We start from the raw sequence: 21335 nt of genomic DNA on the forward strand, positions 1-21335 counted from the left end.
CCACGAGCGAGGATCCGTCTTCGAAGGGTCCGATCGTCTCCATCGAAGAGGAGGGCGAAATGACTGCGTGTTCCCAGAGATCGACTACTCGCCCTAGACGCACCCGGTGGAACCGCCGGCGCGAACCGACGCGAACGCCTTCGCCGTGTCCCGCCTGGCTTCGGCCAACGGGTGGCAGTACTTCACCCACGCCGTCGCACAGGAACTGCCTGGCGTCGTGTTCCGCGACCCTGACGGCAGAGCACGCTTCTCGCAGCGGGCGGTCAACAACGTGCGTATTCCAGGGGCCCCGATGATCGAGGTGGGAGACAGCTCTCGCTGTCGGATCGTTCGCTTCCGCGCCGGGCGTACTCTCGGCATCACCGGTCGTACCGGCGCAATCGCGCGGGGCGCGTGTGAACGGTGGTCGCGTCGGGTTCGGAGGCCGGTGACGCTCATACGAGGGGTTTCGGTGTGGCAAGGTGTCTCCGAATGACACGGGTGCGGGCGCGATGTCGCAGGGGCGCGTTAGCCTGGCGGCATGTCGGGCAAGGTCTATGTCATCCATGAGAACCCTCAGTGGATCCCACCGTTCCAGGCGGCTTTCGAAGCAGAGGGAGTGCCGTTCGAAGAGTGGCTGCTCACCGATGGGTCGATCGACCTCGGGGTGGAGCCGCCCGAGGGCGTCTTCTGGTCGCGGCTGAGCGCGTCGGCGCACACGCGCGATCACGCCTCCAGCAAGGAGTACGGCCGGGCCGTCCTGCGGTGGCTGGCGTCGTGGGGTCGCACGGTGATCAACGGCGCCGACATCCTCGAGCTCGAAGTCAGCAAGGTCGCTCAGCACGCGGCACTGCGTCATGCGGGCATCGACGTTCCGCGCACGGTCGCCGTGTTCGGCACCGACGGCCTGGCTGCCGAGGCCGAGAAGTTCGGGGCGCCCTTCATCAGCAAGCACAATCAAGGCGGAAAGGGCCTCGGCGTGCGTCGCTGGGATTCGGTCGCCGAGTTCACCGAGTGGGTCTCCTCCCCCGCGTTCGAGCCGTCGCCCGACGGCATCACGCTCCTGCAGGAGCTCCTCGTTGCGAAGGCGCCCTTCGTCACCCGCGCGGAGTTCGTGGCGGGCGAGTTCGTCTACGCCGTGCGCGTCGACACGAGCGCCGGCAGCTTCGAGCTGTGCCCCGCCGAGGCGTGCGCGCTGCCCGGTGCCGACGGTGTCGAGCCCGAACCGCTCTTCCGCCGTCGTGACGACGTCGACCCGGCCCTTATCGACGGCTACCTCGCGTTCCTCGCCGCCGAGGGCATCGGCATCGCCGGCATCGAGTTCATCGAGACGCGCGACGGTCGCACCGTCACGTACGACGTGAACACGAACACCAACTACAACCCCGATGTCGAGGCCACCGCCCCCCGCTCCGGCCCGCGCGAGATCGCGCGCTGGCTCGGATCCCTGCTGCCCCGAGAGGTGGTGGCAGCGCGTGGCTGAGGCCGCGGCGCCTTACACCGAGTGGGAGGGCTTCGGCTTCGCGACGCGTCAGGTGCACGCGGGTGAGGTCGAAGACCTGACGCACGGGTCACGTATCACCCCCGTCCATCTCTCGGCGGCATATCGCTTCGCCTCGTTCCAAGAGGCGACCGACCGCTTCGCCGGAGCCGACCTCGGCCACCTGTACTCCCGCAACCTCAACCCGACGAATCAGGTCGCCGAGCGGCGACTCGCGTCGCTCGAGGGCGGCGCGGGGTCGATCGTGCTCGGGTCGGGGCAGGCGGCCATCACGATGGCATTGCTCGGACTCGCCGGCAGCGGAGAGCACATCGTCTCGACGGCCAGCATCTACAGCGGCACACGCGTGCTGTTCGACCGCACCTTCGGCCGGATGGGTGTCACGGTCGAATACGTCTGGGATCCGCTCGACGACGCCGAGTGGGACGCCCTCATCCGTCCCGAGACGAAAGCGATCTTCACCGAGACGCTCCCCAATCCCAAGAACGACGTCGTCGACATCGGCGCCGTCGCCCGCGTGGCCCGAAGGCACGGCATCCCCCTCGTCGTCGACAACACGATCGCGACGTCGTTCCTCATCCGGCCGATCGAGCACGGCGCCGACATCGTCGTGCACTCCGCGACGAAGTTCCTCTCGGGGCACGGCGCGAACCTCGCCGGAGCGGTCGTCGATGGCGGAACGTTCGACTGGGCGGCATCCGAGCGCTCGTACCCCGGAATCACCGAGACGCCGATCGCCGGGCACGACTCTTACCTCGACGCCTTCGGATCGCAGGCCTTCGAGTACTACCTGCGTTTCGGGATCGCCAACGACACCGGGCCCGCGCTGTCGCCCCTCAACGGCTTCCTCCTGCAGCAGGGCATGGAGACGTTGTCGGTGCGTATGCGTCAGCACCTCGCCAGCGCCCGCGAGATCGCGGTCTGGCTCGAAGCTCACGATGCCGTAGAGAGCGTCGACTACGCCGGACTCCCGTCACACCCGCAGCACGCGCTGGCCGTGCGCGACTACGGCGGACTGTCGGGCTCGGTGTTCTCCTTCACGGTGCGCGGTGGTCGCGACGGCGCCGAGCGGTTCTTCGACGCTCTCCGTCTTTTCAGCCGCATGACCAACATCGGCGACACGCGCTCGATGGCGCTGCACCCCGCCACCACGACGCACCTCGGCTTCACGCAGGAAACCCGCGATCGCCTCGGCATCGGCGACGGGCTCGTACGGTTGTCGATCGGCCTCGAAGATGCCGACGACCTCATCGCCGACCTCGAGCAGGCGCTCCGAGCGGTGTAGGCGCCGCACGACCCGGTCCCGTCCGTCGTCGGGTGGCGTTGAGTGTCCAGGACACGCCGCGCCGATCCCGGCCCGTGCGGCGTGTCCTGGACACTCAAGCTGAGCGCAGGGCCTCGAGGCGGCGCACGCGCGGGATCACCTCGGCGGCGAAGCGCTGCATCTCGGGCAGGTGCGGCGAGAACTGCAGCAGCAGCGTCGAGACGCCGACGTTCGCGAACGCGACGATGCGCTCCGCAACCTGGTCGGGAGTGCCGACGAGATTCGGCCGCAGGCCGCGGTTCGACACGGAGTACTCCTTGAGGTCGACCTGGGTGTCGAGCTTCGACTTGCTCACGAAGTCCTGGTACGACCCGTATGCCGCTCCCCCGCGGACGTCCGTGATGCGGTCGATCTCGGCCTGCGCCTCTTCCTCGGTGTCGCGGACGATCGCGTACGCGGCCATGCCGAACGCCTCGAACGGCGTCGCACCGGCCTCGGAGCGCCGACGACGCATGTCGGCGACCTTGACCTCGAGCTCCTCGAGCGTGCCCCCGTGCGTGAGGTACGCGTCGGCGAAGCGGGTGATCGAGGCGCGACCGGCCTCGCTCTCGCCGCCGGCATAGAGGCGCGGCAACACCCGCGGCTTCGGCTCGGTGTAGGTGCCCTCGGTGCGGTAGTACTCGCCCTCATAGGCGAAAGGCGTCTGCGTCCAGAGGCCCCGGAGCACCTCCACCCACTCGATCGTGCGGGCGTAGCGGTCGTCGTGCGCGCTGAACAGACCCTCGTACTGCTTCGCCTCTTCAGCCCACCACGCCGAGACGACGTTCAGCGTAAAGCGCCCGCCGCTGATCTCGTCGATCGTCGCCGCCTGCTTCGCCGTGTGGAACGGGTTATGGAAGCCGGGACGCACCGCCGTCATGAGCTCGAGCTTCGACGTGACCGCCGCGAGGCCCGCGGTCACCGCCCACGCGTCGAGAGACGGTGCCTCGACGCCCTTGATGTCGTTGAGGTTCAGCTCCGGAATGAGCGTGAGGTCGAAGCCGCCCTCCTCTGCCGCGCGGGCGATCTCGGCGATGTGGGCGAACGAGACGGGCGTGTGCTCGTCGTCGACGTTGCGCAGCCATCCGCCGAAGATGGGGGTCCAGTAACCGAAACGCACGCGCTGGGGGGTGGTCATGACTCCATCCTCACCCGACGAAAGACCGCCGGCGTCACAGAGCGACATGCTCCGTCATATGTCGTTGACCTCTCGTGCGAGCAGTGCGAGCGTAGCCGGGTTCCGATCCGCGAGGAGGATCCCATGACCGAGACCACCCCCACTCACGAGCCGTTGAAGTTCGCCTACTGGGTGCCCAACGTCAGCGGCGGCCTGGTGATCAGCTCCATCGAGCAGCGCACCGACTGGGGCTACGACTACAACGTCAAGCTCGCGCGGACGGCCGAACGCGTCGGCTTCGAGTACGCGCTGAGCCAGGTGCGCTACGCCTCGAGCTACGGGGCCGCTCAGCAGCACGAGTCGACCTCGATCAGCCTGGCCCTGCTCCTGGCCACCGAGAAGCTCAAGGTCATCTCGGCCATCCACCCCGGGATCTGGCATCCCGCGGTCCTCGCCAAGTTCATCAACACCGCCGACCAGTTCTCCCACGGTCGTGCCGCCGTCAACGTCGTGAGCGGTTGGTTCAAGGACGAGTACACCGACCTCGGTCTGGAGTGGCTCGAGCACGACGAGCGGTACGAGCGCGCGGCCGAGTTCATTCAGGTGCTGCGCGGTCTGTGGACCCAGGAGAAGTTCTCGTTCCACGGCAAGTACTACGACATCACCGACTTCACGCTGCGTCCGTTCCCGTACGACGTGCCCGGGCGTCCGCACCCCGAGATCTTCCAGGGCGGCAACTCGACCGCCGCACGCTTCAACGGCGGCGCCTTCTCGGACTGGTACTTCTCCAACGGCAAGGACTTCGACGGCTTCACCGAGCAGTACGACGACGTCACCCGCATCGCCGCCGAGCACGGCCGCCGGACGCGCTTCGGCCTGAACGGCTTCGTCATCCAGCGCGACAGCCGCGCCGAGGCCGAGCAGCAGCTGCGCGAGATCATCGCGCATGCCGACGACAGCGCGGTCGAGGGTTTCCGCAAGAGCGTGCAGGAGGCGGGTAACGCCACGAAGGACAAGAAGGGCATGTGGGCCGACTCCACCTTCGATGACCTCGTGCAGTACAACGACGGTTTCCGCACGCAGCTCTTCGGCGACGCACAGCAGATCGCCGAACGGATCATCGAGTACAAGAAGCGCGGCGTCGACCTGTTCCTGCTCGGCTTCCTGCACTTCCAAGAAGAGCTCGAGACCTTCGGCGAGACGGTCATCCCGATCGTGCGCGAGCTCGAGGCAGAGCTGGAGCGGACCGGCGACCCGATCGGCGTCGCCGCGCGCTGACGTCGATGACGAGGGGGCTGGATGCCGGGGCATCGGCCTCCTCGCCCGCTCGGCGAGCTCAGGTGACGGCCGCCGTCGTAGGCTCGGCATATGCCCGAGACCGCATACGTGGCGCCCGATCGCAGCCGCATCGAACCGCTCGTCGTGTCCGCGCTGCGAACGGCCGGACATTGCGCGGAGCCGAAGAGCTGGCGCTGGATCGAGCACGGATCGGCGAACCTGGTCGTCCTCGCGGGCGACGTCGCCGTCCGAGTCGGTCGCACGGCGGCGGCTTCTGCGCAGTCGGTGCGGGCTCAGCAGCTCATCGACGGTCTGCCCGCCCTGCCCTTCGCCGTGCCGCGAGCCGTCGTGGATCCGCTGTGGGATGGCGACATGGTCGCCGTCGTGCAGCGGCGGCTGGACGGCATCCCGCACCCGGGCGGTCACGGCGAACCCGCCGCGCTCGAAACACTCCTGGACGCGCTGGAAGACGCCCGGATCGCGGAGCTCGCACCGCACCTGGCCACCCCGCACGCGTTCATGGGCGCGCAGCGGTGGCACGCCGTCATGGTGGACGAGGCGATCCCTCTCCTCGCCCCTGCCGCCCGTGACGCAGCGCGACGCGCAGCCGACGCCCTCGCCGACCTCGCACCGGTCCGGCCGGTTCTCGTCCATGGCGACCTGGCCGGTTCGAACGTGCTGTGGCACGAGGGAGCCGTCAGCGGGGTCATCGACTGGGACCTGGCGACGGCCGGCGACCCGGCCATCGACGTCGCGGCGCTCGCCGTCTGGCACGGCTGGGACGTGATCGCGCGCGTGCGACCCGCCGAGGTCGTGCGGCGGGCCCGCGTGATCGCCGCGACCCACCCGCTGCAGGTGCTCTGTTTCACGATCGTCGACAGGCGTCCCGAGCCTGAGCGTCTTCGCGCGGCAGAACGGGCGAGCGCGCGCATGTGACAGCGAATATGACGAGGTGTGTCGCCCCGAGATGCGCGGATTCTCGGCCTGGGCTGGACTGATTCCCACCTCGCCCACAGCACACCCGGGAGTACCCATGCCCCTGCCCCGCCCTCTTCGCCGCGTCGCGCTCGCCGCGACCGCCGCGGTCGCCGCCGCGGCCCTGCTCGCCGGATGCTCGGCCGGGGGCGCATCCTCCGGCGCTTCCGTCAACGCGGAGCCCGTGACCGGCGGAACGCTCACCTACCTCGAGCCGCAGACGTGGACGACGCTGTACCCGCCGTCCGCCGGTTTCTACCCCAACGGCGGCATCGTCAACAACATCACCGATCGTCTGCTCTACCAGGATCCCGCCACGCTCGAGCTGCAGCCGTGGATCGCGACCGCTCTTCCCGAGGTGAACGAGGATGCCACGCAGTACACGTTCACGATCCGCGAGGGCGTGACGTACTCCGACGGCACTGCGCTGGACGCCGCCAACGTGGTGGCGAACATCGACCTGTTCGGCAAGGGCGACTCGAGCCGTAAGCTCACCCAGTCCGAGGCGATCAACAACTACGACCACGGCGAGGTCGTCGACGCGACCACGGTCCGCTTCTTCTTCACCGCTCCCTCCCCCGGGTTCGCCCAGGCGGTGTCGACCATCAACTCCGGTCTCGTCTCGAACTCGACCCTGGCCAAGACAGCCGAGACCTTCGGCCCCGGCAACGCCACCACCGTGATCGGCTCGGGTCCGTTCGTGATCGCCGCCGAAGAGGTCGGCACGAAGATCACGCTGAAGGCCCGCGACGACTACGACTGGGCGCCCCCGTCGCGCGAGCACCAGGGCCGGCCCTACCTCGACGGCATCGACCTGATCGTCGCCGCCGAAGACAGCGTTCGGGTCGGCACGGTCGTGGCGGGTCAGGCGGATGCCGCGCGCCAGATCGAGGCGCCCGATGAGGCGCAGTTCGCGGCCCCCGGTCTGGCACTGGTCGCCGCTTCGACCAACGGCGTGAACAACGGCCTGAGCTTCCGGTTCCGCAACCCGCTGCTGGCCGACATCCGCGTGCGACAGGCGATCATCGCCGGCATCGACCGCCAGGACATCGTCGACACCCTCTTCACCGCGAACTACCCGCTCGCCACCGGTGCGCTCGCCAAGACCGCGCTCGGTTACACCGACACCTCCTCGTTCTACGCGTACGACCCCGTGAAGGCCGCAGCGCTCCTCGACGAGGCGGGATGGGTGCCCGGAGCCGATGGCATCCGGGTCAAAGACGGTCAGCGTCTGGCGATCGCGTTCAACGAGGCGCTTCCTCAGCCCCGTTCGGCCGAGGTCGTCACGATCATCCAGGAGCAGCTCGCGAAGCTCGGCATCGAGGTGTCGCTGACCCCCGGCGACATGGCCGCCCAGACCGCCGCCTCCCTCGACGAGAACATCGTGCAGGTGTACCACTCGATGGTCGGTCGCGCCGACTTCGACGTCTTGAAGTCGCAGTACTTCTCGAAGAACCGCAACACGCTGCTCAACCTGCACCGCGCCGACGGTTCGATCGGCGACTCGCAGCTCGACACCCTGCTCGCGGCGATCGCCTCGACCCCCACGGCCGAGGGCCGCACCGCCGCCTCGGCCGCCGCCCAGCAGTATCTCGCCGAGCAGGCGTACATCCTGCCGATCTTCGAGGAACCGCAGGTGTTCGGCCTCCGCGGTGATGTGAAGGGCTTCCACACCGAGTCGGTGGGCCGTCCGAGCTTCGCCGAGGTGTGGCTGGACCGCTGATTCCGCGCGGGGCCGGTCCCTCCTCCGAGAGGCCGGCCCCCTCCCGCGACGGGCCGGTCGACGGGCCGGCTCCCCTCTCCGCGAAGGATCCCCGATGACCTACGTGCTGCGCCGCCTGGGACAGGCGGCTGTGGTGTTGCTGTTGGCCTACACCGTGGCGTACGTGCTGCTCGCAGCCCTCCCCGGCGATGCCGTCGTCGCGCGGTTCGCGAGCCCTGAGCTCGGCCTGTCGCCCGAACAGCTCTCTGTCATCCGCGAGGCGTACGGCTTCGACCGGCCGCTGTGGGAGCGCTACCTGGAGTCGGTGTTCGCGTTCGTGCGCGGTGACTTCGGGTACTCGGTGCAGACGGGGGCGTCGGTCTCGACGCTGCTCGCCACCGCGCTGCCCTCGTCACTGGTGCTCGCGGCGTGGGGCCTGGGCGCCGCGATCCTCCTGGCGGTGGGCATCGCGGTGACGGCGACGTTCGGACCGCGCGTCATCCGCCGCGGATTCCGGTCGCTGCCGCCGCTGTTCGTCTCGATCCCCGTGTTCTTCGTCGGCATCGTGCTGATCCAGGTGTTCTCGTTCCGCCTCGGACTCATCCCCGTGATCAACGCCACCCCCGTGCAAGCCCTCATCCTTCCCGTCGCCACCCTCGCGATCCCGCTCTCGGCACCGCTCGCCCAGGTGCTCATCCGCAGCATCGACGAGGTGCGCGCCCAGCCGTTCGTCACCGTGGTCCGCGCGCGCGGTGCCTCGACGTCGTGGCTGCTCTGGCGCAACGTCGCCCGCAACGCCGTGCTGCCCGCCCTGACGATGGCGGGCCTGATCTTCGGCGAACTCGTCGGCGGTGCGGTCGTGACCGAGAGTGTCTTCGGACGCGCCGGCGTGGGACAGCTCACCGCGCAGGCGGTCGCCGCACGCGATGCGCCCGTGCTGCTGGCGGTGGTCGTGTTCTCGGCGTTCGCCTTCGTCATCATCAACCTTCTGGTCGATCTCGCCTACCCGGTGCTCGACCCCCGCCTGCGAGGAGCCCGCCGATGACCGGTACCGCCGCCGCCCTGATGACGGACCCCGTCGCCCCCGCGCGCGCCGACCGGTGGCGTCGGCGCCCGGCTCTCGGCATCCTGTTCTCGCTGCTCGTGCTCGCCGTCGCGATCGCGTGGGCGCTCGTGCCGTGGCTGTTCGCCCCGGGCGACCCGACCGCGGGCGTCGGTACGCAGGCTCTTCAGCCGCCGAGCGCGGAGCACTGGTTCGGAACGGATGCCACGGGCCGGGACCTCTACACGCGTGTGGTGCACGGGGCGTCGCAGTCGCTCCTCGGCGCCGTGATCGCGGTGGGCGTGGGCTTCGTCGCGGGAACCGCCATCGGCGTCATCGCGGGCTCGCGGCCGGGACCCGTCGACGACACGCTCATGCGCGGCGTCGACGTGCTGCTCGCGATCCCCGGGCTGCTGCTGTCGCTCAGCATCATCATCCTGCTCGGCTTCGGCACGGCCAACGCGGCGCTCGCCGTGGGCGTCACCTCGATCGCGGCGTTCGCGCGCCTCGCGCGCTCCCAAGTGGTGAGCGTGCGGGTGAGCGACTTCGTCGAGGCCGCGTTCGGCAGCGGCGGCACCTTCTGGACGGTGCTGTGGCGGCACGTCCTGCCCAACTCCCTCACCGCGGTGCTCGCGCTCGCCGCTCTGCAGTTCGGCTCGGCCGTGCTGCAGATCGCGACGCTCGGCTTCCTCGGGTACGGCGCTCCCCCGCCGACGCCCGAGTGGGGCCTGCTGGTGTCGGAGGGGCGCAACTACATCGCCACCGCGTGGTGGCTCACGACGCTGCCCGGCATCGTGATCGCGCTCGTCGTGCTCTCGGCCAACCGGCTGAGCGGCGCCATCCGCCGAGGAGGCACCCCGTGACCGGCTCGCTTCTCGACATCCGCGGTGTGACCGTCGACTACGTCACCGATCGCGGCCGCCACACCGCGGTGCGCGACGTCTCGCTCACGGTCGGTCCCGGCCGTGTCACGGCGCTCGTCGGAGAGTCGGGCTCGGGCAAGTCCACCCTCGGCCAGGCCGTGCTGGGGCTTCTCCCGAGCGCCGCGCGGGTGGCATCCGGGAGCATCCGTCTGGGCGATCTCGAGCTGCTCGGGCTTTCCGAGCGGCGTCTGCGGACCCTGCGCGGGGCGCGCATCGGGCTCGTGCCGCAGGATCCGACCGGCTCTCTCAACCCCGTGCGGACAGTGGGCGCGAGCATCGCCGAGACCTTCCGCGTGCACGGCGACCGCGACCACGCGAAGATCCGCCGTCGCGTTCTCGAACTGCTCGAGCGCGTCGGCATCGACGACCCCGCCACCCGCGCCCGACAGTTCCCGCACGAACTGTCGGGCGGCATGAAGCAACGCGTGCTCATCGCCTCGGCGATCGCGCTCGAGCCCGATCTCATCGTCGCCGACGAACCCACGAGCGCCCTCGATGTGACGGTGCAGAAGACCGTGCTCGACCTCATCGACAACCTCCGTCGCGAGAGCGGAACGGGCGTGCTGCTCATCACGCACGACCTCGCGGTGGCGGCCGACCGCGCCGACGACGTGGTCGTGCTGCGCGGGGGCACCGTACAGGAGACGGGCCGTGCCGCCGACGTGCTCGCGCATCCCACGGCGGACTACACGCGCACCCTTCTCGCCGACGCGCCCTCGCTGTCGAGCGTGGTCGAGCGACGGGTTCCGGATGCCACGACCGCCCGGCCCCTCATCGAGGTGGAGGGTCTGCGTCGGGAGTACGCGCGCCGCGGGGCCGAGCCCTTCGTCGCGGTCGACGATGTGTCGTTCACGGTCGCGGCGGGCACGACGCACGCGCTCGTGGGCGAGTCCGGCTCGGGCAAGACCACCACGGGTCGGGCGATCGCCGGCTTCCAGCGGCCGACGGCCGGGACCGTTCGCGTCGACGGGATCGATGTCACGGCGCTGTCGGGCCGGGGGCTGCGCGACTACCGCCGCACCGTGCAGCTCGTGTACCAGAACCCCCTGGCATCCCTCGATCCGCGCCAGCGCGTGGGGCGGGCGATCGAGGAGCCGCTGCGCAACTTCGGGCTGGGCGACGCTTCGGCGCGCCAGCAGCGCGTGCGGCACCAGCTCGAGCAGGTCGCCCTCGACCCTGCCCTCGCCTCGCGCTATCCGGCCGAGTTGTCGGGCGGGCAACGTCAGCGCGTCGCGATCGCCCGAGCCCTCGTGCTCGATCCGCGGGTCGTCGTGCTCGACGAGGCCGTGTCGGCGCTCGACGTGACCGTGCAGGCGCAGATCCTGCGTCTTCTCGCCCGGTTGCAGGAAGAACTGGGTCTGACCTACCTGTTCATCTCGCACGATCTGGCCGTCGTGCGTCAGATCGCGGATACCGTATCGGTGCTGCGCCGCGGGCGACAGGTCGAGACCGGCCCCGTCGAGTGCGTGTTCAGCGATCCGCGCAGCGATGACACCCGGCGGTTGCTCGCGGCTATTCCGGGAACGGCATACAACGACGAGACGGCCCACGGGGCGGAAACGGAGGCCACGCGATGAGCGGCGCGAGACTCGGATTCTTCACACGACTCCTGGATGCCGGAACCGACAGCGAGCGGTACCGCCGGGCGCTCGCGCAGGTCCGCGCCGCAGAGCAGCACGGCTTCGCCTCGCTCTGGATCGCGCAGCACCACTTCGACCGTGACGAGGGCGGACTGCCTTCCCCCTTCCCGTTCCTCGCCGCTGCCGCCGTGCAGACCGAGCGCATCGCGCTGGGGACCGGGATCGTGACCCTGCCCATCGACGACCCCGTGCGAGTCGCCGAAGACGCCGCGGTCGTGAACGCGCTGAGCGGGGGCCGCGTGCAACTCGGCATCGGCACGGGCGGCACGCCCTCCTCGTTCGCGGCCTTCGGCCGATCCTCGGATGAGCGTCGATCGATTCAGGCCGAGCACGTCGAGGTGCTGCGCGACGCGTTCGGTGGGCGCGGTATCCGGGGCACGGCGTCGGTGCTCAACCCGCCGGCCCCCGACCTCGCGGTGCGCCTGTGGCAGGCGACGTTCTCGGTCGAGGGCGGCCGTCGAGCCGGTCTCGACGGCGATGGACTGCTCCTCTCGCGCACGCAGCCGAAGGAACCGGGGCAGTCGTTGCACGATGTGCAGCTGCCGATCATCGAGGCCTATCTCGAGGCGCTTCCCGCGGGCGTCGAGCCGCGTATCCTCGCGTCGCGGACGGCTGTCGTCGTCGACCCCGCCGATCTCGACGAGGCGTGGCGCGCGGCAGACCCCGGCCTCCGCCGCCTCGCGCGGACCTTCCTCAAGCAGGACGGCGCGGGCGATGTGCGCGACATCGCCCGACTGACCGACACGCACCTCGGCACGGTCGACGAGGTCGTCGCCTCGCTCGAGACCGATCTCACCCTCGGACGGGCGACCGACGTCGCCTTCCAGGTGCACTCCGTCGACCCGTCGCACGAGATCACCCTGCGCTCGATCGAGTTGCTCGCGACGAGCGTCGCGCCTCGCCTCGGCCTGCGCACGGGCGCCGAAGCCGCCGCCGAACTGCAGAACCTGACCGCCCAGACCACAGGAGTACCCGCATGACCGATGTGATCGACCTTCTCGCCGGCCTCTCCGCGGACGGACCCCTGGATGCCGTGCGCCACCGTCGCTCGCAGGCGCGGGAGAACGCGCAGCGCAGCTTCGCCGCCCTGTTGGAGCCGAGCGCAGACCGCGGTTTCACGCTCGCCGAGCGGTACGCGGTCGCGACCTTCGTCTCCGCCCTGCACGACGACGACGCGGCCGTCCGGTTCTACGGCGACCTCCTCGCCGACGAGGATGACGCGTTGCTGGCGGCGGTGCTGGTCGCCGCGACGGCGGGGCGCACGTCGGGGCCCGTCGGCCGATACCGTGAGCCCGGTCTCTCCGCGGAGAGCATTCCCGTCGACGCATATGGTGTTCCGGATGCCGTGTCCTCCGCGCTCGGCGACCGCCTCACGGCCGCGTTGGAGCACGCGCATCTTCTCGTGTTCCGCCCGCGCGAGAGCTCCGCCGACGCGTTGCGTCGCCTGGTCGGTGCGGGATGGGACGCGGATCAGATCGTCTCGCTCTCGCAGCTCGTGTCGTTCCTCGCGTTCCAGCTGCGCGCGGTCGCCGGGCTGCGGGTGGTGTCGGGGCGCGCCACGCAAGCGTGGGCCGGGCCCGAGACCGTTGCTGCCGGACACCCTCACACGGCACCCGCCGCGACCGACCTGGTGACCGAGCACGACGGCATCCGTCGCCCGGACGCGTTCACTCAGGACGGCCTCGGTTGGGTTCCGTGGCTCGCGCCCGTCGAGCGCGAGGACCTGACGCCCGAGCAGATCGAGGCCCTGATCGAGCCGGCGCGTGCCGCGATGCCGTACTTCCGACTGCTCGCCCGTGACCCCGCGGCTCTGGAGGCTCGGACTCTCACCGACCTCGACATCTTCACCAACACCGACGGCGGTCTCCCCCGCGCCGCTCGTGAGCTCTCCGCCGCGACCGCCTCGCGGCTCAACGGCTGCGTGTTCTGCGCCTTCGTGCACGCGGCCTTCGCGACGCGCGAGTCGGGCCGCCGTGACGATGTGCAGCGCCTGCTCGACGACGGCGTCGCCGCCGAGCTCGGCGACGAGCAGTGGAACGCGGTCGCCGCGGCATCCGCTGCTCTCGCCGTGACTCCCCCGGCGCTGAGCGAGGTGCACGTCGCCCGCCTGCGGGACGCGGGGCTGGATGACGCCGCGATCGTCGACGCCGTCAACGGTGCCGCGTTCTTCAGCTGGGCGAACCGCCTGATGCTGTCGCTCGGCGAGCCCGAGGTGCCCGCGCGGCGCTGACACGCGCCCGAGGTGCCCGCGCGGCGCTGACACGCGCCGCCGCGACGTCGAGTGTCCAGGACACGCCGCGACGGTCTCGCACATGACGGCGCGTCTTGGACACTCAACCCCGGAACCGTGCCCGCCCCGTGCGTCAGCGCGACACCACGTCCGTCACGATGCTCAGGATCCAGTACCCGACGACGACGACGCCCACGACGACCGTCACCCACGACACCCCGCGCTTCAGCCGCCGCCCCTGCTGCGCCACGCCGGCCGGCGGGGGCGTGAGCAGGGGAGCCGCAGTGCCCGTGGCCGGCGCGCGCCCCGCGCCCTGCGCGGCAGCGGGTTCGAGATCCGACAACCGCTCATCGCGCCACCGCGCCCACTGCGCCATCTTCTCCTCGATCGCGGCGACCGTGGCGAACAGCCACCGCCACGTCGCGGGATCGAGTGTGCTGAGGTCGCGGCGGGCGTAGAGGAACAGCCAGTCGTCGACGATCTCGACGTCGAGGGCGGCCGCGTTGTCGACGAAGCGCGCCATCACATCGGGGGTGAAGAGGTACAGCGCGTCGCGTTCATAGCCCTCGGGGCAGTACAGCGCGAAGTGCTTGTCGAAGTCGCCCTCGAGGCTCAGGCGCTGGCCACGGGTGAAGCTGATCGGCAGGTTCGACGCGCCGAACAGGCCGTTGTTGCCCACGGCATCCAGAACGATGTGGGGGAGAGGGCTATCGAGCCGCATCGCGACGTAGCCCCACTTGTGCGTCGTCTCGCTCTTTCCCGAGCCCGTCTTGTACGAGTAGTTCGCCACCTCGAGAAAGCGAGGGCGCCGACCGTTGACGATGTCGCTCGCCCCGCGCGAATGCCCCTGGTCGAAGATCATTCCGGGCAGGCGCGGGTCGTCGAGGTCTCCGCGCCAGGTGAGACCGTTGGCGCGGGCGAAGCGGTCGAGTCGATAGCGCTTCTCCGACGCCCCGCGCACCGACCGCACGACGGCGAGGCCGATGAGGCCGATCACCGCGACGAGGAAGAGTGCGAAGAGGATCGACACGGGGCTCACGGAGTTCATGCCCGTGACGATCGCGAAGATCAGCCCGAAGAGGGCAGGCACCGCGAACAGCACGGACGCCGCGGCGACGACCGCCACCGCGACGATCTGCACGACGCGCCCCTTCCGGGCTCCGCTCCGGCGCAACTCGGCGGTGAACGAACGCACGTCGGCGCGGTCGACCGGCTCGGTCAAGGGCGTCGTGTCGACGGGGAGAGTCTCGGATGCCACGGGCCACCCCTTCTGCGGACGATCTCGACGGCCGCGCCTCACGTTACCGACCCCCGTGCGCCACCCGGAGGGGGCGGCGCCGCAGATCTTGATTCCCCCGAGTCCGCGGCATCCGTTAGACTACGAAGGTTGTCCGGCGACGCCTCTGCGCGTGTGAGCCCGCGACGACGTGCAACACACCCTCCTGCTGCCGGGAAATGCCCGTCAGCCGTTCTAGTCCGAAGGAGGTGGGTTAGTGACGCACCAGTACGAACTCATGGTCATCTTCGATCCCGAGGTCGACGAGCGCCAGGTCGCTCCGAAGCTCGACGGTTTCCTCAAGGTCATCACGGCCGATGGAGGAACCATCGACAAGGTCGACATCTGGGGCCGCCGTCGCCTGGCCTACGAGATCCGCAAGAAGAACGAGGGCATCTACGCCGTCGTCAACTTCGTTGCGACCAGCGAGGCCACGAACGAGCTCGACCGTCAGCTGAAGCTGAACGAGCAGATCATGCGCACCAAGGTCCTGCGCGCCGAAGAAGCGATCGCCCAGGTCGCCGCCGAGGCGAAGCGCTCCGAGGAGAAGGCCGCCCGCAAGGCCGCCGCTCCCCGCAAGGTCGAGTCCGCCGAGAAGGCTGCGAAGTAACGACGATGGCCGGCGAAACCGTCATCACCGTCGTGGGCAACCTCACCGCTGACCCCGAGCTGCGTTACACGCAGAACGGCCTGCCGGTGGCGAACTTCACGATCGCGTCGACCCCCCGCACGTTCGACCGTCAGGCGAACGAGTGGAAGGACGGCGAGGCGCTCTTCCTGCGCGCCTCGGTGTGGCGCGAGTTCGCCGAGCACGTCGCCGGTTCGCTGACGAAGGGCAGCCGTGTCATCGCGACCGGTCGCCTCAAGCAGCGTTCGTACCAGGACCGCGAGGGCAACAACCGCACCTCCATCGAACTCGAAGTCGATGAGATCGGCCCCTCGCTCCGCTACGCGACCGCCCAGGTCACCCGTGCCGCCGGCGGCGGCGGTGGTGGTGGCGGCCAGCGCCCGCAGGTGCAGCAGTCGAACGACGAGCCGTGGTCGACCCCCGGCTCGAGCAACGGCGGCGGTAACAGCGGCGCAGACGCGTGGAGCACTCCCGGTTCCTACGGAGACGACACCCCGTTCTGATCTTCGCTGCGCCTCCCGGCGCGACGACCCCCGAAATTCCGGATGCCATGCCCCGGTCCGCGTGACCGGCCCGGCATACGAACCACACGAAAGAAGGAAGCATGGCTGGCAAGGCCACTGGCGACCGCCGCAAGCCGCGGAAGGGCGCGAAGAACGCAGCCCCCGCGAAGGCGATCCGCGTCGGCGTCATCGACTACAAGGACGTCGCAACCCTCCGCAAGTTCATCTCGGAGCGCGGCAAGATCCGCGCCCGTCGTATCACCGGTGTCTCCGTGCAGGAGCAGCGCCTGATCGCCCGCGCCATCAAGAACGCGCGCGAGATGGCTCTCCTGCCCTACGCCGGCGCCGGCCGCTAAGGAGCACCCGATGGCAAAGCTGATTCTCACGAATGAGGTCACCGGGCTCGGTAGCGCCGGTGATGTTGTCGAGGTCAAGAACGGGTACGCCCGCAACTACCTCATCCCGCAGGGCTTCGCCGTGGCCTGGAGCCGCGGTGGCGAGAAGCAGGTCGCGTCGATCCGCGCCGCTCGCGAGTCCCGCGCGATCCACGCGCACGAAGACGCCGTGGCCCTGAAGAACACGCTCGAGTCGAACACCGTCAAGCTCGCCGTCAAGGCCGGCAACGAGGGACGCCTCTTCGGTTCGGTCAAGCCCGCCGACGTCGCCGACGCCGTCAAGGCCGCCGGTCTCGGCGAGCTCGACAAGCGCAAGATCCAGATCACCTCCGCGATCAAGTCGGTCGGCGAGCACGAGGCGACCGTTCGCCTGCGTGACGACGTCACCGCCGTGATCACCCTCCAGGTGGTCGCCGCGAAGTAATTCGCGACCCACGAAAAGGCCCCGCTCCTGCTTCGGCAGGGCGGGGCCTTTTCGCGTCCTCGGCGCAGGTCCTGAGCGTGTCGAAGGTTCGGGGCTGGCGTCGACGGGCTCAGCCACCGTGGCCCGCGATCCCGGGGGTCTGCCGATGGGTTCGGGGCGTGGTCTGCCATTTGGGGCGGGGTATTCCGCGCCCCGAACGGAGGATCGCGCCCCGAACGGTGCCCGAGGGCGCCGCGAGCGACCGGATGGTGAAGCGGCGCGTGCACTGCGGGCCTCTCGGTGGCTCCGGCGAGCACAGCCCACAGCGCCCGCACGGGCACCCGCATCCGCGACCGTAGGCTGAACCCCGTGACCGACCCTCGCGCACCCGAGCGCATCGTCCGGCGCTTCGCGCGCGCGTCCAATCTCATGCTCGCCGGCCGCCCCTTCGCCGTGCGGGGCGCCGACGTGTCGGGCCTGCACGATCTGCTCGTGCGGCTGGGTGGCATCCCGAGTTCCGAACCGACCCCCGGGCGGGTGGAGTTCGACCCGGATGCCGACACCATCACCCTCGACGGTGCCCCGCTGCCCGAGCGCGGCGACGCCGCCGGCCGCATCGCCTTCGCCCGCACCCACATGCCCGTGTCGGCCGCGATGGCCGAACGTCTCGACCTGACCGGCCTGCGCGTGGGGGTGGCGATGGTGCTCGAGCCCAAGACCGCGGTGCTGTCGCTGCTGCTGCGCGAGCGCGGGGCCGAGGTGTCGGTGTACGCGCACCCCGACGAGACCGACCCGGCGGTGGCCGACGCGCTGCGGGCGCAGGATTTCGCGGTCACAGCCGATCCGGCGCTGAGCGGGGCGGCGGAGCTCGCCGCCGCCCGCGCCTTCCTGCGCGCACGCCTCGACGTGCTGCTCGACGATGGGGCGCACCTCATCCGCCTCGCCCACGACGACGATCCTGCCCTCGTCGCCGGGTGGATCGGCGCGTGCGAAGAGACCACGAGCGGGTTGACGCCCCTGCGCCGGATGCAGGATGCCGGGATGCTGCGCACCGCGGTGATGGCGGTCAACGACGCCCGCACCAAGACCATGTTCGACAACCGCTACGGCACCGGCCAGTCGTGCGTGTTCGCGATCGCCGATCTGCTCGAGGAACGGGGGATCGCGGTCACCGACCAGCCGGCGCTCGTGCTCGGGTACGGCCCCGTCGGCCGGGGCGTGGCGGCGCACCTGCGCGCGCTCGGCGCGGAGGTGCGCGTCGCCGAGACCGACCCGGTGCGGGCGCTCGAGGCGCGTCACGACGGCTATCCCACCGGGCGGGCGGTGTCCCTGTCGCAGGGCGCTCTCGTCGTATCGGCGACCGGCGTCCCCGCAACCGTCACCGCTGAGATCGCCCGGGCGGCGCGGGTGATCGCCGTGGCCGGGGGAGTGCCCGGCGAGGTCGTGACGGATGCCGAGCCCGAAGCTGTGCTGCTCGGCGGGGGAGGAGCCGTGAACATCACCGCGGCCGAGGGCAATCCCATCGAGATCATGGACCTGTCGTTCGCCGTGCAGCTCGCCGCCCTCGGCGAGCTGCTTCACCGTCGCCCCGCGCCGGGCGTGCACGCCCTGGGTCCCGACGTCGACGACCTCGTCGCGCGGGAGGCGCTCCGCGTGCGCGGCGCCGAGATCGACCCGCCCCGGCCCCTCGACCCCGAGGGCCTCGATGAGTGGCGCTCACCGCGCTATGCCGGAGGTGCGCGATGAGGGTGTACTCGGCATCCCTCGTCCTTCCGATCACGGCGCCGCCCATCCCGGGTGGGGCGATCGCGGTGGCGGGCGGGCGCATCCGGCACGTCGGCGACCGTGAGTGGGTCGTGCACGAGCTGCGGGCGCGGGGCGTCGCCTTCGACGAGGTGCACTGGCCGGGCGTGCTCACCCCGGGCCTGGTCAACGCGCACTCGCACCTGCAGTACACCGGCATGGCCGAGGTGGGTCGTGGGTCGTACGCGGGCTTCGACGACTGGGACGACGCGTTCACCCCGGTCTACCGCGCGGGTCACGACTGGGCTCAGGATGCCGCCGCGGGCGCGCTGCAGATGATCGCGGCGGGCACGACCGCCGTCGCCGACATCGTCACCGACGTCGAGGCCGCTTCGGCCCTGCACGACGCACGGCTGCACGGCATCACCTATTGGGAGGTGATGAGCTGGACCAACGCCGCCTGGGCCGAGCGGGGACGCGCCGAGGTGGAGGCCCGGCTCGACGCGCTGCCCGCACCTCCCGGCACGGGGCTCTCGCCGCACGCGCCGTACTCGCTCGACGTGGAGCCGCTGCTGGAGATCCCCGACATCGTGCGCGAGCGGGGGAGCCGCCTGCACCTGCACCTGGGCGAGGCCGCGTTCGAGCGGGAGCACGGCGACGCCGCGCCCTGGCAGGAGCGGCGACCCGCCAGCTTCCGGGCGCTGCGCGACCAGGGGTTCGGCACCGGCGCCACCGAGTTCGTCGACGAGCTCGGCGTGCTCGGCCCCGACTGTCATATCGCCCACGGGGTATATATGACCGCGCGCGACCGTGCCACCCTCCGCGCCCGCGGAACGACGGTGGCCCTGTGCCCGCGATCGAACGCCGTGATCGGACTCGACGAGCCGCCCGTGGCGGCCTACCTCGTCGAGGGGAATGCGCTCGCCGTGGGCACCGACTCGTTGGCATCCAGTCCCTCGCTCGACCTCTTGGCCGACCTCGCGGTCTTGCATCGCCTCGCACGGGCCCAGGGGTACGCCAACCGCGACCTGTCGGAGCTGCTGCTGCGCGCGGCGACGCTGGGCGGGGCGCACGCGATGGGCCTCGACACGGGCCCCGCGCGCACGGGCTACCTGGCGGTGGGGGCCGTCGCCGACCTCGCGTTCTTCGACATCCCGGTGTCGGAGGTCGCTGACACCATCGAGCACCTGGTGACGGGCGGCGCCGGCAGCGCGGCCGCCACCCTCATCGACGGCGTGGTGCGCTCGGCATCCGCCGCGTTCACGAGAGAGACCGGAGTATCCGCTCATGACTGACGACCGCCCCACCACCGCCCGCCTGCTCGATCTCGAGCCGCACCCCGAGGGCGGCTGGTTCCGGCGCATGTGGACGGGGTCGTACCGGGTCGAGACGCCGGCGGGTGAGCGGCCGGCCGCCACGTGCATCCACTACCTGCTCACCCCCGGTGAAGAGAGCGCGTGGCACGTCGTCACGAGCGACGAGGTGTGGCTCTGGCACGGCCCGGGCGCGCTCGAGCTGTCGCTCGGCGGCGACGGTGACGAACCCGGTGCCGCGCAGACAGTGACCCTCGGGGCCGATCTGGCCGCGGGGCACGTGTTGCAGCACACCGTTCCCGCCGGGGTGTGGCAGGCGGCGCGACCCTCGGGCGATGCCGAGGTGGTCGTCAGCTGCCTCGTCTCGCCCGGTTTCACCTTCGACGACTGGCGCCTCGCGGAGTGAGTCGTCGAGTGTCGCCCGTGACCACGGCCGAAACACGCACTGGGTACGATGTGCACATCACAGCACTCCGGGGATGACCCCGATACGTCCACGAGGAGAAAACCGTGAACGCTTTCGCACGCCTGCGCCGCGTCGCCGCCCTGACCGCCGTGGCTGCCGCCACGGTCGTCTCGCTCACCGCCTGCGCTTTCGCCCCCACCGGCTCCGACGCCGGGTCGGCCCCCGCCACCGACGGGGCACTGCAGACCGTCACCGCGGGCAAGCTCACCATCGCCACCGGCGAGCCCGCCTTCTCGCCGTGGGTCGAGAACGACGACCCCGCCTCGTGCGAGGGCTTCGAGGCCGCCGTTTCGTGCGCCGTGGCCGAGAAGCTCGGCTTCGCCGCGAGCGACATCGTGTGGGTGCGCTCGAACTTCGACAGCGCCATCGCGCCCGGTCCGAAGGACTGGGACATGAACATCCAGCAGTTCTCGATCACCGACGAGCGCAAGCAGGCCGTCGACTTCTCGTCGCCCTACTACACCACCACCCAGGCGGTCGTGACGACCGGCACCTCGCCGGCCGCCTCGGTCACCTCGGTCGCCGAGCTGAAGAACCTGCCCGTCGGCGTGATGAGCGCGACCACGAGCTACACCGTCGCGGCCGACCAGCTCGGCACCGCCAACCTCAGCGTCTTCAACTCCAACGACGACGCCGTCGCAGCGCTGCAGTCGGGCCAGGTCGACGCGATCGTGGTCGACCTGCCGACCGCGTTCTACCTCGCCGGTGCCGTACTCGACGATGGCAAGGTCGTGGGTCAGTTCCCCGACTCCTCGGCCGGAGGCGACGAGCTCGCGTACGTGCTGCCCAAGGGCTCGGCACTGACCACGCCGGTCTCCGACGCGATCGACGCCCTGCGCGCCGACGGCACGCTCGAGCAGCTGCAGCAGAAGTGGCTCGCCGACGCGGTCGACGCACCCGTCCTGAAGTAACACCCGT

The 21335-nt window shown here is 70.5% G+C and carries 20 protein-coding genes; 18 read left to right on the top strand and 2 right to left on the bottom strand.

The window, feature by feature from the left end:
* Nucleotides 1-520: 520 nt before the first annotated feature.
* Both QE412_RS12635 and QE412_RS12640 read left to right on the top strand, forming a co-directional pair.
* Nucleotides 521-1462 (top strand): ATP-grasp domain-containing protein, encoded by a 942-nt coding sequence (locus tag QE412_RS12635; protein WP_307484286.1) that lies wholly within the window; start codon nucleotides 521-523, stop codon nucleotides 1460-1462.
* Nucleotides 1455-2765 carry an O-acetylhomoserine aminocarboxypropyltransferase/cysteine synthase family protein gene (locus QE412_RS12640; protein ID WP_307484288.1) on the top strand — a complete coding sequence of 437 codons (1311 nt, stop codon included), beginning with the start codon at nucleotides 1455-1457 and terminating at the stop codon, nucleotides 2763-2765. Before QE412_RS12635 ends, QE412_RS12640 begins: the two co-directional genes overlap by 8 nt.
* Before the next feature lie 94 nt (nucleotides 2766-2859).
* On the opposite strand, the gene QE412_RS12645 is transcribed toward QE412_RS12640, so the two are convergent.
* Nucleotides 2860-3921: an LLM class flavin-dependent oxidoreductase gene (locus QE412_RS12645; protein ID WP_307484291.1), complete on the bottom strand. Its 1062-nt coding sequence runs from the start codon at nucleotides 3919-3921 to the stop codon at nucleotides 2860-2862.
* Nucleotides 3922-4044: 123 nt separating this feature from the next.
* On the opposite strand from QE412_RS12645, the gene sfnG reads away from it, so the two are divergent.
* The 8 genes from sfnG (at nucleotide 4045) to QE412_RS12685 (ending at nucleotide 13690) form a co-directional block, all read left to right on the top strand.
* Complete coding sequence (sfnG, locus tag QE412_RS12650; protein WP_307484293.1) at nucleotides 4045-5178, top strand: dimethylsulfone monooxygenase SfnG; 1134 nt, start codon at nucleotides 4045-4047, stop codon at nucleotides 5176-5178.
* Between the two features lie 90 nt (nucleotides 5179-5268).
* Complete coding sequence (locus QE412_RS12655; protein WP_307484296.1) at nucleotides 5269-6114, top strand: phosphotransferase family protein; 846 nt, start codon at nucleotides 5269-5271, stop codon at nucleotides 6112-6114.
* A gap of 97 nt (nucleotides 6115-6211) precedes the next feature.
* Entirely contained in the window at nucleotides 6212-7876 is a 1665-nt protein-coding gene (locus QE412_RS12660; RefSeq protein WP_307484298.1) for a TIGR04028 family ABC transporter substrate-binding protein, read from the top strand.
* 94 nt (nucleotides 7877-7970) lie between these two features.
* A complete protein-coding gene (locus QE412_RS12665; RefSeq protein ID WP_307484299.1) occupies nucleotides 7971-8900 on the top strand; it encodes an ABC transporter permease in 930 nt (309 codons plus the stop codon).
* A complete protein-coding gene (locus QE412_RS12670) occupies nucleotides 8897-9760 on the top strand; it encodes an ABC transporter permease (protein WP_373426550.1) in 864 nt (287 codons plus the stop codon). The genes QE412_RS12665 and QE412_RS12670 overlap by 4 nt, the downstream gene beginning before the upstream one ends.
* The gene (locus QE412_RS12675; RefSeq protein WP_307484301.1) at nucleotides 9757-11397 is read left to right on the top strand and encodes a dipeptide ABC transporter ATP-binding protein; all 1641 of its coding nucleotides are present in this window, start codon (nucleotides 9757-9759) and stop codon (nucleotides 11395-11397) included. The genes QE412_RS12670 and QE412_RS12675 overlap by 4 nt, the downstream gene beginning before the upstream one ends.
* Nucleotides 11394-12440, top strand: a complete 1047-nt coding sequence (locus QE412_RS12680) for a putative FMN-dependent luciferase-like monooxygenase (RefSeq protein WP_307484304.1) — start codon at nucleotides 11394-11396, stop codon at nucleotides 12438-12440. The genes QE412_RS12675 and QE412_RS12680 overlap by 4 nt, the downstream gene beginning before the upstream one ends.
* Nucleotides 12437-13690, top strand: a complete 1254-nt coding sequence (locus QE412_RS12685; RefSeq protein WP_307484307.1) for an alkylhydroperoxidase domain protein — start codon at nucleotides 12437-12439, stop codon at nucleotides 13688-13690. The genes QE412_RS12680 and QE412_RS12685 overlap by 4 nt, the downstream gene beginning before the upstream one ends.
* Nucleotides 13691-13823: 133 nt before the next feature.
* Here the strand turns inward: QE412_RS12685 and QE412_RS12690 are convergent, their stop codons facing one another.
* The gene (locus QE412_RS12690; protein WP_307484309.1) at nucleotides 13824-14948 is read right to left on the bottom strand and encodes a hypothetical protein; all 1125 of its coding nucleotides are present in this window, start codon (nucleotides 14946-14948) and stop codon (nucleotides 13824-13826) included.
* Nucleotides 14949-15183: 235 nt separating this feature from the next.
* Here QE412_RS12690 and rpsF point away from each other — a divergent pair, with 235 nt between their 5' ends.
* From rpsF to QE412_RS12730, 8 genes are all read left to right on the top strand, one after another.
* A complete protein-coding gene (rpsF, locus tag QE412_RS12695; RefSeq protein WP_013584644.1) occupies nucleotides 15184-15576 on the top strand; it encodes a 30S ribosomal protein S6 in 393 nt (130 codons plus the stop codon).
* Between the two features lie 5 nt (nucleotides 15577-15581).
* On the top strand, nucleotides 15582-16097 hold the full coding sequence (locus QE412_RS12700) for a single-stranded DNA-binding protein (RefSeq protein ID WP_307484311.1): 516 nt from the start codon (nucleotides 15582-15584) through the stop codon (nucleotides 16095-16097).
* 101 nt (nucleotides 16098-16198) lie between these two features.
* A complete protein-coding gene (rpsR, locus tag QE412_RS12705; RefSeq protein WP_013584646.1) occupies nucleotides 16199-16453 on the top strand; it encodes a 30S ribosomal protein S18 in 255 nt (84 codons plus the stop codon).
* A gap of 10 nt (nucleotides 16454-16463) precedes the next feature.
* Nucleotides 16464-16916: a 50S ribosomal protein L9 gene (gene rplI, locus QE412_RS12710; protein WP_307484313.1), complete on the top strand. Its 453-nt coding sequence runs from the start codon at nucleotides 16464-16466 to the stop codon at nucleotides 16914-16916.
* Nucleotides 16917-17264: 348 nt separating this feature from the next.
* Nucleotides 17265-18641 (top strand): adenosylhomocysteinase, encoded by a 1377-nt coding sequence (locus tag QE412_RS12715; RefSeq protein ID WP_307484315.1) that lies wholly within the window; start codon nucleotides 17265-17267, stop codon nucleotides 18639-18641.
* Nucleotides 18638-19933, top strand: a complete 1296-nt coding sequence (locus QE412_RS12720; protein ID WP_307484317.1) for an amidohydrolase family protein — start codon at nucleotides 18638-18640, stop codon at nucleotides 19931-19933. Before QE412_RS12715 ends, QE412_RS12720 begins: the two co-directional genes overlap by 4 nt.
* On the top strand, nucleotides 19926-20357 hold the full coding sequence (locus tag QE412_RS12725; protein WP_307484319.1) for a cupin domain-containing protein: 432 nt from the start codon (nucleotides 19926-19928) through the stop codon (nucleotides 20355-20357). The genes QE412_RS12720 and QE412_RS12725 overlap by 8 nt, the downstream gene beginning before the upstream one ends.
* Before the next feature lie 104 nt (nucleotides 20358-20461).
* Nucleotides 20462-21328: an ABC transporter substrate-binding protein gene (locus QE412_RS12730; protein ID WP_307484321.1), complete on the top strand. Its 867-nt coding sequence runs from the start codon at nucleotides 20462-20464 to the stop codon at nucleotides 21326-21328.
* Nucleotides 21329-21335 lie beyond the last annotated feature (7 nt).

The sequence above is a fragment of the Microbacterium trichothecenolyticum genome, assembly GCF_030818955.1.
GTDB lineage: Bacteria > Actinomycetota > Actinomycetes > Actinomycetales > Microbacteriaceae > Microbacterium > Microbacterium trichothecenolyticum_B.

Coding starts and splice junctions, on each gene's coding strand:
- QE412_RS12635 (WP_307484286.1), top strand. CDS start 521: ATGTCGGGCAAGGTCTATGTCATCCATGAGAACCCTCAGTGGATCCCA.
- QE412_RS12645 (WP_307484291.1), bottom strand. CDS start 3,921: ATGACCACCCCCCAGCGCGTGCGTTTCGGTTACTGGACCCCCATCTTC.
- sfnG (WP_307484293.1), top strand. CDS start 4,045: ATGACCGAGACCACCCCCACTCACGAGCCGTTGAAGTTCGCCTACTGG.
- QE412_RS12655 (WP_307484296.1), top strand. CDS start 5,269: ATGCCCGAGACCGCATACGTGGCGCCCGATCGCAGCCGCATCGAACCG.
- QE412_RS12660 (WP_307484298.1), top strand. CDS start 6,212: ATGCCCCTGCCCCGCCCTCTTCGCCGCGTCGCGCTCGCCGCGACCGCC.
- QE412_RS12665 (WP_307484299.1), top strand. CDS start 7,971: ATGACCTACGTGCTGCGCCGCCTGGGACAGGCGGCTGTGGTGTTGCTG.
- QE412_RS12670 (WP_373426550.1), top strand. CDS start 8,897: ATGACCGGTACCGCCGCCGCCCTGATGACGGACCCCGTCGCCCCCGCG.
- QE412_RS12680 (WP_307484304.1), top strand. CDS start 11,394: ATGAGCGGCGCGAGACTCGGATTCTTCACACGACTCCTGGATGCCGGA.
- QE412_RS12685 (WP_307484307.1), top strand. CDS start 12,437: ATGACCGATGTGATCGACCTTCTCGCCGGCCTCTCCGCGGACGGACCC.
- QE412_RS12700 (WP_307484311.1), top strand. CDS start 15,582: ATGGCCGGCGAAACCGTCATCACCGTCGTGGGCAACCTCACCGCTGAC.
- rpsR (WP_013584646.1), top strand. CDS start 16,199: ATGGCTGGCAAGGCCACTGGCGACCGCCGCAAGCCGCGGAAGGGCGCG.
- rplI (WP_307484313.1), top strand. CDS start 16,464: ATGGCAAAGCTGATTCTCACGAATGAGGTCACCGGGCTCGGTAGCGCC.
- QE412_RS12720 (WP_307484317.1), top strand. CDS start 18,638: ATGAGGGTGTACTCGGCATCCCTCGTCCTTCCGATCACGGCGCCGCCC.
- QE412_RS12725 (WP_307484319.1), top strand. CDS start 19,926: ATGACTGACGACCGCCCCACCACCGCCCGCCTGCTCGATCTCGAGCCG.